The following is a 14,028-nucleotide window of genomic DNA, read 5'->3' on the forward strand; positions in this document are numbered from 1 at the left end:
AATAGGTGAAAAATATGCAGAAACGATTTTATAAAAAATGTCTTTTAACGTTAATGATTGCTGGGGTGGCAACGAGTAATGCATTTCCTTTACATCCTGTTGCAGCAGAACAAAACGTAAAAACATTGCAAGAAAGTGCGAAAAATTATTCGTTAGGGCCAGCTGGATTCCAAGATGTGATGGCGCAAACGACATCAAGTATATTTGCAATGGATTCATATGCAAAATTAATTCAAAATCAACAAGAGACTGATTTGAGTAAAATAAGTTCGATTAATAGTGAGTTTAAAGGAAATATGATTCAGCACCAACGAGATGCAAAAATTAACGCGGCGTATTGGTTAGATCACATGAAGCCGCAATTTATGAAAACGGATCAAAATATTATTAATTACAATAATACTTTTCAAGCGTATTATAATAGCATGCTAATTGCGATTGATCAAAAAGATAGCGTAAAGTTAAAAACGGATTTAGAAAAATTGTATGCGGATATTGTAAAGAATCAAAATGAGGTAGATGTATTATTAGGAGATTTAAAAGCCTTTCGCGATAGAATGGCGAAAGACACAAATACCTTTAAAGAGGATACAAATCAACTAACCTCGATTTTGGCAAGTACGAATGCTGGTATTCCAGCTCTAGAGCAACAAATTAATACATATAATGATTCAATTAAAAAGAGTAATGATATGGTTATCGCTGGTGGCGTACTTTGCGTAGCGTTAATAACATGTCTTGCTGGCGGACCGATGATTGCTGTTGCGAAAAAAGATATCGCAAATGCAGAACGAGAGATCGCCAATTTAAAGGATAGAATTTCTGGTGCACAAGCAGAAGTCGCAATATTGACAGATGTAAAAAATAAAACAACAAACATGACTGAAACGATTGATGCAGCAATTACAGCACTGCAAAATATATCAAATCAATGGTATACAGTAGGGGCAAAATATAATAATTTACTACAAAACGTAAAAGGAATCAGCCCTGAAGAATTTGCCTTCATAAAAGAAGATTTACATACAGCGAAAGATAGCTGGAAAGATGTAAAAGATTATACAGAAAAATTACATGAAGGTGTGGCGAAGTAAACAGTGGACTAGTTCCGCTGTTTATTTTTTGCCGAGGGTACCAACCTTCTTATCTCAAGGTATTCACTTTTCTTGGTATGATTGGTCGTAAGTTCTATTTATAAAAAATAGGTCTTAATAGAAATTTATATAACCCTTTCAAATAAGTACAATTGGATATTAGCCATGTGTATTTTAAGTGCGAAATATATAGTTTGATCCTAAAATATTTCTCAACCTCAAAATTGCATGCATTCAAAATAATTGTGTTAATATTTAAATAATATACAGGTAATATCTAAAGAGAGGGTGACGGGCGATGGAAATAAGAGATTTCACACATACAGGATATGCATTATTACAAGAATGGTATCTTGAAATGGTTTCGCAGCATACAGAAAAAACGATTGCCTTGAAACAAGTTATAGATGAAAAATTTAATAGTATGAAAGAGCATGACGATCTTTTAGATTATTACACCTTATTTAATTGTCGTTTCCAAATGTTAATCGGTAACTTTGAACATGATCTAGGAAGTCTTTCACATCTTCAGGAGCAACCTGATTCAAGATTGCAATATTATTATCACTTTTTTAAATTCATCTATACAACAGAAATGGGGCAGTATCCAAAAGCAGAACATCATTTGAGGTTTGCAGAACAATTACTACCAGTCCTTAATGATGAGTTAGAAAATGCAGAGTTTCAATATAGAGTAGGCTTGTACCATTATTATTTATCACAACCCACTTTAGCGGTGAAACATACATCGAATGCCCTAGAATACTTCGAAAAAGATAAAGAATTACATTCGTTTTATGCGAAGGTTGGAGCGTGTAAAAATACAATAGGAATGTCCCTTATTACACTTGATCAGCATGATATGGCGGAAGAATATCTAATATCTGCCTTAAGTATATTAGAGGATGAAAAGGAATTGAAAGCAGCCCTAACAGTTCGTTATAATTTAGCTGTTTTCTATTCGAATCAAAAATTGTGGGAAATCTCTCTAAGGTATTTAGAAGATGTATATGAAAAATTTAGTTCTCCTCGATTACCGTACCAGAAAAAAGGTATACATACCTTAGCGAAAGTTCACTATAAATTAGGGAATTATGAAAAGGCAAAAATCTTTATTGATGAAGGGTTAAAAGATTGTACGGAAGAATACCACCACCGTTATAATATCTTGAGTGCTTTAGTTAATAAGGTTTCTATTGAAAAATTAGAGTTTGTTGTTTTAGAAGCTATAGCTTATTTTAAGGAACAAAATATTTCAAAAGAAATTCAAAATTATTCTGAACTTTTAGCTAATGAGTGTTATAATGTAGGAATGAAGGATAAGGCTTCAGAGTATTATCGTATGAGTTATGAAGCTAAAATTTCAATAAAGGAAAAGGGGTATTTAAGATGAAAAAGATTAAGGTTTTTGTCATAAGTGTAGTAACTGTCACTGTATTATCTATTGGATTAAATAACCCTGAAATTCATCAAAATACATCAGAAAAAGCACCTGTTGTACAACATATGACTGAACCAGGTGGAGGAATCTAGTAAAAGGTTCATTCCCCTTTTAATAAACGATAATTATAATTCCTAAGAAAAGCCTATTTCCTAAAAAGAAATGGGCTTTTTAATATGTGGTAATACCCCATTGTTCATCAAGCGAAAATTTTAAGACGCTCTCATAACAAAAAATCAGCTCATCTTTTCTTAGCTGTCTAACAAAAATTAAATTCCACTAAAACAGGTAAATCTTGTTTTAATTTTTTACTTCAAATTGAAGATTTAATGCATATTACGTATGGAATTGAGAAAAAAGCATGAAAAAGGGACAAAAAATGGTCTCTTTACTAACCCTTACAGAAAAAGCGAATGGAAATTCCATAAGTATGAGAAAAGCAGTCTTTGATATCCTGGGCCTCATATAAAACTTTTCTATGTTAAATAACTTGATTCTACCGTACGTTTTTGAACGGGCCTGTTATCGTTATTGCAGAAAATGCGTGAATTAAATGATAATGGATTTATATGTTTCAAGCGTATCTATATTGAGTTTGTAAATCTACAAAATAAGTTTTCGATTTATATGATAAGTGTAGTAGAAGCTCCGTTAGATAAAATTCGGTAGTCGAATTTTTTTGCATAAAGCTGTATAATGCTTGTAACGAAAAGGAAATACAGGAAAGGATATGTAATGAGTTACTATGGATAAAGATAAACAACAATTAAGCGTTGAAGTTGCAAGATTATATTATCAATCAGATTATAGTCAGCAAGAAATTGCTAACAAATTAAATATTTCAAGACCGACAATCTCAAGATTATTAAAGTACGCTAAAGAAAAAGGATTTGTTCAAATTAGTATAGCCGATCCATTTGCTGATTTAGATAACGTTGGAAATTTACTGAAAGAAAAGTACAACTTGTTAGAGGCACATGTCGTATTTTCACCAGTGCCAGAATATGCAACGATTACAGAGTATATTAGTAAATATGCAGCGGAGTATATGGAAAAAACGGTTAAAACTGGTGATATCGTTGGTGTAAGCTGGGGAATGACGATGTATGAAATCGCTAGGAAAATCGTACCACAACATGTAAAAGGTGTAGAAGTTGTTCAGTTAAAAGGTGGTATTAGTCATTCTAGTGTAAATACATATGCGAATGAAACAATCGCTTTATTTGCTGATGCTTTTCAAACAACGCCAAGAAATCTACCCCTTCCAGTTATATTTGATAACGCAGTGACAAAAGAATTAGTAGAGCAGGATCGACATATTCATCACATTATCGAAATGGGGAAACAAGCGAATATTGCAATTTTCACTGTAGGAACAGTGCGAGATGAAGCGCTATTATTCCGATTAGGTTATTTTGATAAGGATGAAACAAGTTTACTCAAAAAACAATCGGTCGGTGACATTTGTTCACGATTCTTTGATGGGGACGGAAATATTAGTAGTGAAGAAATTAATAAGCGCACCATTGGAATTGAGTTAGAGGAACTGAAATTAAAGAAACGTTCTATTTTAGTTGCTGGTGGTAATAGAAAAATAAAAGCAATTGATGGAGCGTTACGTGGCGGATATGCAAATGTATTAATTATCGATCAGCATACAGCAAAAGAATTGTTACATTATCAAAAGGATTAGAAATAAAAGGCTTTCTCAAGATATTAATTTTGAGAAAGCCTTTTATTTTGTTATGTATGAATTATGGGAGTGTTTTTTGAATACAAATTGCCTTTTTAAAAATAATTATGGATATTGAGATACATACTACCATTGTTAATATAAAAGTTTTAATTTTACATATGAAGCGTTTCTTAGTTAGAATGCGCTTTATTTAATACAAGAAAATTACTTTTAAAAGAATGAACAAAATTTCAAAAGTGTATTTACATTTGTTCAACTAAGAGTTAGAATGAAGTTGTTAAAAGATATGAGGAGTGAAGATAATGAACATTGCAAAGTTAATTGACCATACAATTTTAAAAGCTAATACTACAAAAGAAGATGTTATGAAAGTAATCGAGGAAGCAAAGGAATATAAATTCGCTTCTGTTTGTATTAATCCTACATGGGTGAAGCTAGCTGCTGAAGAATTAGCTGGACATGATGTAGACGTTTGTACTGTAATCGGTTTCCCATTAGGAGCAAGCACGACTGAAACAAAAGCATTTGAAACAAAAGATGCGATTGCAAAAGGTGCAACTGAAGTTGATATGGTAATCAACGTAGGCGCTTTAAAAGATGGCGACAACGAACTTGTTGAAAAAGACATTTATGAAGTAGTACAAGCAGCAAAAGGAAAAGCTCTTGTAAAAGTAATCATTGAAACTTGTCTATTAACAGATGAAGAGAAAGTACGCGCTTGTGAATTATCTGTAAAAGCTGGTGCTGACTTCGTAAAAACTTCAACTGGATTCTCAACTGGCGGAGCAACTGCTGAAGATATCGCATTAATGCGTAAAACAGTAGGACCAAACGTTGGTGTAAAAGCATCTGGTGGTGTTCGTACACGTGAAGATGCAGAAAAAATGGTAGCTGCTGGAGCTTCTCGCGTTGGAGCAAGTGCTAGTGTTGCAATCGTATTAAATGATGCAAAAGGTGCTACAGATAACTACTAATCATTAATGAAGTCAAAAGCAATAGATACACAAAGTAAAGTGTATCTATTGCTTTAACAATTAAAAAAATGTAAGCGGATACGAATGGGAGGAGACGGCTTATGAAATACTTAATTGGTATTTTCGGCCTCGTATTGATTTTAGGTATCGCTTGGCTTGCTAGTAATGATAGAAAAAAAGTCAAATATCGCCCAATCATAACGATGGTTATATTACAATTCATTTTGGGGTTTTTATTATTAAATACAAGTGTAGGGAATATATTAATTAGCGGAATAGCAGATGGTTTTGGAGAGTTATTAAAATATGCCGCTGATGGTGTAAATTTCGTATTTGGTGGATTAGTAAATCAAAAAGAGTTTTCGTTCTTTTTAAGTGTATTAATGCCAATCGTATTTATTTCAGCTTTAATAGGTATTTTGCAACACATTAAAGTATTACCTATTATTGTGAAATCTATCGGTCTAGCATTAAGTAAAGTAAATGGAATGGGGAAACTAGAATCATATAATGCAGTTGCTTCTGCGATTTTAGGACAATCTGAAGTGTTTATTTCAGTTAAGAAACAATTAGGATTATTGCCAGAGAAAAGAATGTATACATTATGTGCTTCTGCAATGTCTACCGTTTCAATGTCTATCGTTGGATCGTATATGGTGTTATTAAAACCGCAATATGTTGTAACTGCTTTAGTGCTTAACTTATTCGGTGGTTTTATTATCGCTTCTATCATTAACCCGTATGAAGTTACTGAAGAAGAAGATATGTTAGAAGTGCAAGAAGAAGAGAAAAAGACTTTCTTTGAAGTATTAGGTGAATACATTATAGACGGATTTAAAGTTGCAATCACAGTAGCAGCTATGTTAGTCGGTTTCGTTGCTCTTATCGCATTCATTAATGCAGTATTTAAAGGTGTAATTGGTATCTCGTTCCAAGAAATACTTGGTTATGTATTTGCACCATTTGCATTTATTATGGGTGTACCTTGGCATGAAGCAGTTAATGCTGGAAATATTATGGCAACAAAATTAGTATCAAATGAATTTGTCGCTATGACAGATTTAGCACAAGGAAACTTTAATTTCTCAGATAGAACGACAGCGATTATATCTGTATTCTTAGTTTCATTTGCAAACTTCTCTTCAATTGGAATTATTGCAGGGGCAGTTAAGAGCTTAAATGAAAAACAAGGGAATGTAGTCGCAAGATTCGGTCTGAAATTACTTTTCGGTGCAACATTAGTAAGTTTCTTATCAGCAACAATCGTTGGCTTATTATTTTAATAGATTCATATCATATAAAAAGGAATGGTGATTGTAATGAGAATGGTAGATATTATTGCGAAAAAACGTGATGGCAAAGAATTAACGACTGAAGAAATCAAATTCTTTATTAATGGATATACAGACGGAAGTATTCCTGATTATCAAGTGAGTGCACTTGCAATGGCAATTTTCTTTAAAGATATGACAGATCGCGAACGTGCAGATTTAACGATGGCAATGGTTGAATCTGGAGAAACAATCGATTTATCAGCAATTGAAGGAATTAAAGTAGACAAACATTCAACTGGTGGTGTTGGTGATACAACAACATTAGTATTAGGACCATTAGTAGCTGCCTTAGATGTACCAGTAGCAAAAATGTCTGGTCGTGGTTTAGGACATACAGGCGGAACAATTGATAAATTGGAAGCGGTAGAAGGATTCCACGTTGAAATTACGAAAGAGCAGTTCATTGATATTGTAAACCGTGACAAAGTAGCTGTTATTGGACAAACAGGAAACTTAACACCTGCAGATAAAAAGATTTATGCATTACGCGATGTAACAGGAACGGTAAACTCAATTCCTTTAATCGCAAGTTCAATTATGAGTAAAAAAATTGCAGCTGGTGCAGATGCAATCGTACTTGATGTAAAAACAGGTGCTGGCGCATTTATGAAAACAGAAGAAGATGCAAAAGAATTAGCACATGCGATGGTACGTATCGGAAATAATGTAGGACGTCAAACTATGGCTGTTATTTCAGACATGTCACAACCGCTTGGATTTGCGATTGGTAACGCACTAGAAGTGAAAGAAGCAATTGATACATTAAAAGGTGAAGGTCCAGAAGATTTAACAGAATTAGTACTTGTATTAGGAAGTCAAATGGTCGTACTTGCGAAAAAAGCAAATACATTAGAAGAAGCGCGTGAAATGCTAATTGAAGTGATGAAAAATGGAAAAGCAACTGAGAAGTTTAAAGAGTTCTTAAGCAATCAAGGCGGAGATAGCTCAATTGTAGACAATCCAGAAAAAATGCCACAGGCGAAGTATGTAATTGATGTACCTGCAAAAACTTCAGGTGTTATTTCTAACATCGTTGCAGATGAAATCGGTATCGCAGCTATGTTACTTGGTGCTGGCCGTGCGACAAAAGAGGATGAAATCGATTTAGCAGTAGGATTAATGTTACGTAAAAAAGTTGGCGATGCAGTAAAAGAAGGCGAGCCATTCGTAACAATCTACGCAAACCGTGAAAATGTAGAAGATGTAAAAGCGAAAATCTATGAGAACATTTCTATCGCTGAAACAGCAGTGGCTCCTAAATTAGTTCATACAGTGATTACTGACTAATCATAATTACACTTACTTTGAGGAGGAAGTAATATGGATAAGAAAAAATATATTGAAGAAGCAAATAAGATGTTAGCAAAAGCATATATTCCGTATTCGAAATTTCCTGTTGGTGCAGCGTTAGTTACGAAAGAAGGTAAAATCTATACTGGTTGTAATATAGAAAATGCTTCTTACGGTTTATGTAACTGCGCAGAAAGAACAGCGATCTTTAAAGCAGTATCAGAAGGTGAGCGCGACTTTAGCTACTTAGTTATTACAGGCGAAACGGATGGACCGATTTCACCATGTGGTGCTTGTAGACAAGTGATTGCTGAATTCTGTGAACCGAAAATGCCAGTTTTACTAACTAATGTAAAAGGCGATGAAAAAGAAGTGACTGTTGAGCAATTACTTCCAGGTGCTTTCTCGGTAGAAGATTTAAAATAAGTTAAAAAACCATTCCACAAATATGAATTGTGGAATGGTTTTTTTATTTTCGAAAGTTGAATGTAATATTTTGTTCATATTCCGTTCATAAACTTTCCGTAAAATGATTGCAGCGAATATGGAAAGTTTACAGCAGGAGGAATATAATGAAGAAATTCTATAATGCGGCATGTAGTTACTTATTGGTTTATCCGACATTAACGGGCAGTAAAACTCCCATCTCAAAATTCGGCTGGAGCAAAGAAGTTAGGTGGGAGATCAACTGCCCGTAAACGTCCGAATAGTTCACTTTATGCTTTTGCTAAAAAAGTCATTTAAATAGATAGGAGTGGAAAGTATGATAGCGCTTTTATCAAGTATTGTAGCAGTTTGTATGGCTGTTGGGGTAATGTTTCTTCGCTTTAAAGCAGCGAAAAAACCGATAACGAAAAAGAAAATTATATTACCGCCAATTTTTATGAGTACCGGCGCAATGATGTACTTTTTACCAGAGTTTCGATTAACATCGTTAGAAATAGTTGAGGCAATTAGCGTAGGACTGATTTTCTCTATATTTCTAATTAAAACAACTAAGCTCGAAATAAGGGCCGAACATATATTTATGAAACCGTCAAAAGCATTCATATTTATTTTAGTCGGATTATTAGCTGTACGAGTGACGTTAAAATCATATTTAAGCCAATCAATTGATTTGGCAGAGTTAAGCGGAATGTTTTTCTTACTCGCATTTGCGATGATTGTTTCGTGGAGAATTGCTATGTATCGCTCATATGTTAAATTGGAAAATACACTAAAAAGAGCTGGAATTTCTAAATAAGAATTCCGGCTCTTTTTATGTTTTATACGATTGTATTTTTAGCTTTAATTTCATTTGCTTAATTTTAAACGTATTTGAGCATCTTGTAATGCGGCTGGTGTAACGTTATGACCATTTTGATCTACAATTTTTGTGTTTAATAAAATGGAATCTAGGCTTCCACGAAATGTTTTTGTATAGTTTTGACGCAACATTTGTTGTTCTTGTTTTTCATCAACTGTTAATCCAGATGTTTTTTCTTTTTTTGATAATTCGTTAATACGAAATAAAATGTTTTTCATTTGTTTCACCTCTAATTTGATTTAATTATATTAGTTGCTTACTAATGTATAGTTATTTTAACGCTTGATTTTTATTATGTCAATACCATCTAAAAGGTTAAAAATTGACGAAAAATTATAACAATAATAAAATAAATAACAGAGAACAATTAGTTTTACAAGCATACATAGAACGCTAGGGGGATTATTATGAAATCAACATTTTTTGCTCAAAATAGAGAACGATTAGTAAACACATTACCAGATGAATCTATTACTGTTTTATTTGCTGGACAAGCACCTCATATGTCAGCGGATGCACATTATAAATTTGTGCCGAATCGAAATTTTTACTATGTAACAGGAATCGATGAACCAAATGTTATTTTCATGATGAAGAAGTTTGGAAATAGTGTAGAAGAAACACTTTTCATTGAAAAGTCAGATCCAGTAATGGAGAAATGGGTCGGTAAAACAGTTTCTAACGAAGAAGCAGAGAAAATTTCAGGTATAAAGAAAGTTGTATATTTAGATAGCTTTGAAAAGACAATGTCAAATATACTTTTCACAGAAAATGTGAAGCATCTATATTTAGATTTAGAGCGTCGTGAGTGGAATGGTACGGAGACAAAAACGCTAGCATTTGCTAAACATGTAAGAGAACAATACCCACATGTAACAATTGGTAATGTATATCCGAACATTTGTGAATTACGAGTATTTAAAACAGAAGAAGAAATTGAAATTATTAAAGAAGCGATTGCTGTAACGAAAAGTGGTATTTACAATGTGTTGAAGCATGCAAAAGCTGACATGATGGAATATGAATTAGAAGCTCAATTTGATTTTACACTGAAATCATCTGGCATTAAGCACCATGCGTTCAATACAATTTTGGCGAGTGGGAAAAATGCTACAGTTCTTCATTATGAAGATAATGATGCGCAAATTCAAAATGGCGATTTAGTACTGCTAGATTTAGGCGCTCAAAAAGATTACTATAATGCTGATATTAGTTATACATTCCCGGCAAATGGAACATTCTCTAGTCGCCAAAAACAAATGTATAATATTGTATTAAAAGCATTGAAAGAAACAACGAAACTCATCAAGCCAGGAGTAAAGTTTGCTGCATTAAATGAGCATACAAAAAAGGTACTAGCAGAAGAGTGTAAAGCAATTGGTTTAATTCAAGAAGATGAAGAGTTATCAAAATACTATTATCATGGTGTCAGTCACTTCCTTGGTTTAGATACGCATGATGTAGGAACATATAAAGATAGAGTGTTAGAAGAAGGTATGGTTATAACAATTGAACCTGGTCTTTATATTGAAGAAGAATCAATTGGCATTCGTATTGAAGATGATATTCTTGTAACGAAAGACGGACATGAAAACTTGTCAAAAGATATCTTTAGAGAAGTTGAAGAGATTGAAGGGTTTATGAGCGTATATAATGAAAATGTAAAGGAAATCCATAGTGTTTCAAAATAACAGTGGATAAGGAAAGGCACTCAATTTTGAGTGTCTTTCTTTTTTTAAGATCTAAAACAGTGGAGGTTTCGATTGTGATGCTCAAAAATACTATAGGTTTCACGATTATGAGAAGTTCAATATTTTATCCCGAAAAATCCTGATTGGTGAGGGTTGATTAAAGATTTACTTTATATGATCAAATACTATAGAAAAACATTAATGTAAAAAATAACTAATTTTATATATAATGCAAAGGAGTTTCAAAATATATAGGAATCTCGTAGTATCATTTTACTATTATTAAATTTTATAAATATATAAGACAATTATTGAGAAAAAAGATAGGTATAGAATACTCGGAAAATAGGAATTATAATAAAAAACAGACGGAGTAAACTGAAATTTCAGAATAAATCGTCTAATAAAAATGAAGGGGGAACTATAATTATGAAAAGAGAGTGGATTGCTTTAAAAACTGAATGGATTGCACTTTAATGGATAAATCATAGGGGCGTTACTTTTAACGCCCCTATGATTTATAAAAAATGAACTGAAAGGTAGGAAAAAATGATATGAATATAATGCAAAAAATTTATCCAGAACATCCTATGTTATGGAATTTTTTATACCCTTTTTTTGGGGAGGATAGTGTTGAAAATGCTCAAAGTAGAGTTGAAAATATGTTGCGGAAAACAGAGGTAAGTCAGAAAAAAGGAAAAACAGCATTATACCTTCATATACCTTTTTGTGATACTATTTGCTCATTTTGTCCATTTATTAAATCTACAAAGTATGAACCTATAATTGGAGAGTATGTAGAATGTCTTATTAAAGAGATGGAATTATTATCCTCATCTCCTGTCATTCAAGCTTTAACATTCGATGTTATCTTTGTTGGTGGAGGAACGCCCTCTGTACTTACTCCTACTCTAATAGAAAAGTTAACAACAGCAATTAATAAAAATTTCAGGTTGTCACCTGACTATGAGTGGACGTTTGAATGTGAGGCAAAAACAGCAGATGAAGAAAGAATTGCAGCAATGGCAGCTGGGGGAGCAAATCGTGGAAGTTTTGGAGTACAAACTTTGAACCCTAAATATAGAAAGTTATTTAATTTAACTTCAAGTTATGAACAGATACAACATACTGTTGAGACAATGAAGCGATATTTTAAAAGTTATAATTTAGATTTGTTATATCAGTTACCCGGACAGAGTGAGAAAGAACTTATAGATGACTTAAATGCAGTAATGGAATTGGGAACAACTAGTATAGATGCCTATCCTTTAGAATACATTGCATGTTCAAAAGGGTGGTTAAACAAAATAACAAAAGGTAGTATTCCAAGGCCTCCTACTCCTGCAGAAAAAATTAAATATAATCGTATAACATATAATCATTTTAGAAATAGTGGTTGGAATCAAAAGTATGTATATACATTTATGGCACCTGGACATGAAGAAAAGAGGTTTAAATATGGAGAGATTATTTATGGTGGATATGAGGACCAGTGTATAGGATTAGGAACTGGAGCCGTGACATATATGCAAGGTATTACATGGGCAAATGAGGGGAACACACAAAAATATATAGAACAAATTAAGGAGCAAGGATTAGCCGTTGCAAAGTCACGTTTATATCATGCGTATGATAGAAGATTTATATTTTTCCCGAAAACAATGAGATTAGAGAAACATTATATAGAGGAAATGCCAGAAAAAGATAAAATAATTGCTAAATTAAATTCTCTCGTACACTTAGAGGTAGTCATTGAAGAGAAAGATTGTTATCTTTTGAAAGAGGAAGCAAAACCTTGGTATCCTGCTATACTAGTAGATTTAATTCCTGCAAACGAAAAAGTATATTTTGATAAAAGTGTAAATGGACTACAGAAACAATTGAATTGGTACGAACCAGTTGGAGTGGAAGTTTAGTGAATACAAATAAAGTTGATAAATATGTATTGTGGAGGGACAAGAATTTCCTACTATTACTATTTGGACAAAATTTATCAGCCTTTGGAGACTGGTTCCGCACAGTCGCGACAATTGGTTTAATTTATAAATTAACAGGAGACGCTACACATATAAGTTTATTATTTATTTGTTCAATTCTGCCTACAATAGTTATTTCAATGGTTTTCAGTCCGATTATTGACAGGTTTTCCCGACGTTTACTTATGATTATTGCAGATATTGCTCGTTTATGTATTGGAATTGGGTTTGTAATAGTTGTTTCGACTAATGTGTCTCCATATTTTTTATATTTACTTCTTATTATTAATGGATCATTTTCGGGTTTGTACTTACCAGCACGTTCATCGTTTATTCCTGAAGTGATACCTCAACAAAGTTTAACGCGCGCAAATAGTATCCTTACTACAAGTTTTAGCGCAGTTATGCTTATTTCTACGGGAGTCGGTGGACTTGTTACAGAGATATTATCTATTAAAATGATTTATTTTATTGATGCATTTACATTTTTAATCTCTGCAGTTTGTCTTATGTTTATAAAGATTAGTGAAAAAATTGAGTCAAGTAAGGTCAAAGATTCTTACTTTAAACAAGTCTCTGAAGGACTATTAGAAATTAAAAACATGCCTGTATTAAAAAGTGCAATATGGGTACTAGTTGCAAGAGAATTTGCATTAGGGATCGTATACGTTATTTTTAGTTTATATATCTTAGAATTTTTTAATGCAGGTAATTTTGGATTAGGTCTTGGACACATGGCTAGCGGTTTAGGACAAATCATTGGTGGTGCGACGCTAGTAGCATTTTTTAAGAAAAAAGAATTTACTTTAGTATATTATCGTAAATGGATTACTTTAGCTTTATTAATTTTGGGTGGATTACATTGTCTTTCTTATCAACAAGATAACTTTATATTATTTTTGATTGTAGTTGTATTAGCTAATTTATGGTATGGGCCTATCGAAGTTTTAAGTTCAACTAGTATTATGACTTACGTAAACCCTGAAGTTCGGGGGCGAGTTTTTGCATCATCGATTGCTTTATCAAGAATTTCGTATATTTTAGCGTTTATTTTAATGATGTTTATAGGAGATTTAGTATCTATTCCTACGATTGCTTTTGGAATAGGAGGCTTTATAATTATTGCAAGTCTTATAAATAATAAAATTTTATCTAGGACCCGATTTGAAAATGAACAACAAAGATCAGAGGTAACATCTACATCATAGTTAGCTTGGAGGTTGAAT

Annotated in this window: 13 protein-coding genes; 12 read left to right on the top strand and 1 reads right to left on the bottom strand. The window is 32.8% G+C overall.

Annotated elements, in window-relative coordinates:
• Nucleotides 1-14: 14 nt before the first annotated feature.
• The 9 genes from nheC to Q9B79_RS16635 all read left to right on the top strand — a co-directional run bounded on the left by nheC (nt 15) and on the right by Q9B79_RS16635 (nt 9,072).
• On the top strand, nt 15-1,094 hold the full coding sequence (gene nheC, locus Q9B79_RS16595) for a non-hemolytic enterotoxin NHE subunit C (protein WP_306185964.1): 1,080 nt from the start codon (nt 15-17) through the stop codon (nt 1,092-1,094).
• A gap of 298 nt (nt 1,095-1,392) precedes the next feature.
• Complete coding sequence (locus Q9B79_RS16600) at nt 1,393-2,487, top strand: response regulator aspartate phosphatase (protein ID WP_306185966.1); 1,095 nt, start codon at nt 1,393-1,395, stop codon at nt 2,485-2,487.
• The gene (locus Q9B79_RS16605) at nt 2,484-2,627 is read left to right on the top strand and encodes a Phr family secreted Rap phosphatase inhibitor (RefSeq protein ID WP_306185969.1); all 144 of its coding nucleotides are present in this window, start codon (nt 2,484-2,486) and stop codon (nt 2,625-2,627) included. Before Q9B79_RS16600 ends, Q9B79_RS16605 begins: the two co-directional genes overlap by 4 nt.
• Nucleotides 2,628-3,280: 653 nt before the next feature.
• Nucleotides 3,281-4,228 carry a DNA-binding transcriptional repressor DeoR gene (locus tag Q9B79_RS16610; RefSeq protein WP_306185971.1) on the top strand — a complete coding sequence of 316 codons (948 nt, stop codon included), beginning with the start codon at nt 3,281-3,283 and terminating at the stop codon, nt 4,226-4,228.
• Between the two features lie 305 nt (nt 4,229-4,533).
• Complete coding sequence (deoC, locus tag Q9B79_RS16615) at nt 4,534-5,205, top strand: deoxyribose-phosphate aldolase (RefSeq protein WP_001017446.1); 672 nt, start codon at nt 4,534-4,536, stop codon at nt 5,203-5,205.
• A 101-nt stretch (nt 5,206-5,306) separates the two neighbouring features.
• Nucleotides 5,307-6,488 (top strand): NupC/NupG family nucleoside CNT transporter, encoded by a 1,182-nt coding sequence (locus Q9B79_RS16620; RefSeq protein WP_000876170.1) that lies wholly within the window; start codon nt 5,307-5,309, stop codon nt 6,486-6,488.
• 36 nt (nt 6,489-6,524) lie between these two features.
• The gene (locus Q9B79_RS16625) at nt 6,525-7,826 is read left to right on the top strand and encodes a pyrimidine-nucleoside phosphorylase (RefSeq protein WP_001983022.1); all 1,302 of its coding nucleotides are present in this window, start codon (nt 6,525-6,527) and stop codon (nt 7,824-7,826) included.
• A gap of 33 nt (nt 7,827-7,859) precedes the next feature.
• Nucleotides 7,860-8,255 (top strand): cytidine deaminase, encoded by a 396-nt coding sequence (locus tag Q9B79_RS16630; protein ID WP_306185975.1) that lies wholly within the window; start codon nt 7,860-7,862, stop codon nt 8,253-8,255.
• A gap of 337 nt (nt 8,256-8,592) precedes the next feature.
• Nucleotides 8,593-9,072: a CcdC family protein gene (locus Q9B79_RS16635; protein WP_306185977.1), complete on the top strand. Its 480-nt coding sequence runs from the start codon at nt 8,593-8,595 to the stop codon at nt 9,070-9,072.
• A 50-nt stretch (nt 9,073-9,122) separates the two neighbouring features.
• Here Q9B79_RS16635 and Q9B79_RS16640 read toward each other — a convergent pair whose 3' ends face one another.
• Nucleotides 9,123-9,353, bottom strand: coding sequence for a DUF896 domain-containing protein (locus Q9B79_RS16640; RefSeq protein WP_071757868.1), 231 nt, complete (start codon nt 9,351-9,353; stop codon nt 9,123-9,125).
• 189 nt (nt 9,354-9,542) lie between these two features.
• Between Q9B79_RS16640 and Q9B79_RS16645 the strand changes: the two genes are divergently transcribed.
• From Q9B79_RS16645 to Q9B79_RS16655, 3 genes are all read left to right on the top strand, one after another.
• Nucleotides 9,543-10,826 carry an aminopeptidase P family protein gene (locus Q9B79_RS16645; RefSeq protein ID WP_306185979.1) on the top strand — a complete coding sequence of 428 codons (1,284 nt, stop codon included), beginning with the start codon at nt 9,543-9,545 and terminating at the stop codon, nt 10,824-10,826.
• 554 nt (nt 10,827-11,380) lie between these two features.
• Entirely contained in the window at nt 11,381-12,742 is a 1,362-nt protein-coding gene (locus tag Q9B79_RS16650) for a coproporphyrinogen-III oxidase family protein (protein WP_306185981.1), read from the top strand.
• Complete coding sequence (locus Q9B79_RS16655) at nt 12,712-14,010, top strand: MFS transporter (RefSeq protein WP_306185983.1); 1,299 nt, start codon at nt 12,712-12,714, stop codon at nt 14,008-14,010. The genes Q9B79_RS16650 and Q9B79_RS16655 overlap by 31 nt, the downstream gene beginning before the upstream one ends.
• The last annotated feature ends 18 nt before the right edge of the window (nt 14,011-14,028 follow it).

Origin of the sequence: Bacillus sp. MHSD_36 (assembly GCF_030757775.1) — a bacterium.
Classification (GTDB): Bacteria; Bacillota; Bacilli; order Bacillales; family Bacillaceae_G; genus Bacillus_A.

What these genes read in the sequence shown, in the direction of transcription:
- nheC (WP_306185964.1), top strand. Translation starts at nt 15, where the DNA reads ATGCAGAAACGATTTTATAAAAAATGTCTTTTAACGTTAATGATTGCT.
- Q9B79_RS16600 (WP_306185966.1), top strand. Translation starts at nt 1,393, where the DNA reads ATGGAAATAAGAGATTTCACACATACAGGATATGCATTATTACAAGAA.
- Q9B79_RS16605 (WP_306185969.1), top strand. Translation starts at nt 2,484, where the DNA reads ATGAAAAAGATTAAGGTTTTTGTCATAAGTGTAGTAACTGTCACTGTA.
- Q9B79_RS16610 (WP_306185971.1), top strand. Translation starts at nt 3,281, where the DNA reads ATGGATAAAGATAAACAACAATTAAGCGTTGAAGTTGCAAGATTATAT.
- deoC (WP_001017446.1), top strand. Translation starts at nt 4,534, where the DNA reads ATGAACATTGCAAAGTTAATTGACCATACAATTTTAAAAGCTAATACT.
- Q9B79_RS16620 (WP_000876170.1), top strand. Translation starts at nt 5,307, where the DNA reads ATGAAATACTTAATTGGTATTTTCGGCCTCGTATTGATTTTAGGTATC.
- Q9B79_RS16625 (WP_001983022.1), top strand. Translation starts at nt 6,525, where the DNA reads ATGAGAATGGTAGATATTATTGCGAAAAAACGTGATGGCAAAGAATTA.
- Q9B79_RS16630 (WP_306185975.1), top strand. Translation starts at nt 7,860, where the DNA reads ATGGATAAGAAAAAATATATTGAAGAAGCAAATAAGATGTTAGCAAAA.
- Q9B79_RS16635 (WP_306185977.1), top strand. Translation starts at nt 8,593, where the DNA reads ATGATAGCGCTTTTATCAAGTATTGTAGCAGTTTGTATGGCTGTTGGG.
- Q9B79_RS16640 (WP_071757868.1), bottom strand. Translation starts at nt 9,353, where the DNA reads ATGAAAAACATTTTATTTCGTATTAACGAATTATCAAAAAAAGAAAAA.
- Q9B79_RS16645 (WP_306185979.1), top strand. Translation starts at nt 9,543, where the DNA reads ATGAAATCAACATTTTTTGCTCAAAATAGAGAACGATTAGTAAACACA.
- Q9B79_RS16650 (WP_306185981.1), top strand. Translation starts at nt 11,381, where the DNA reads ATGAATATAATGCAAAAAATTTATCCAGAACATCCTATGTTATGGAAT.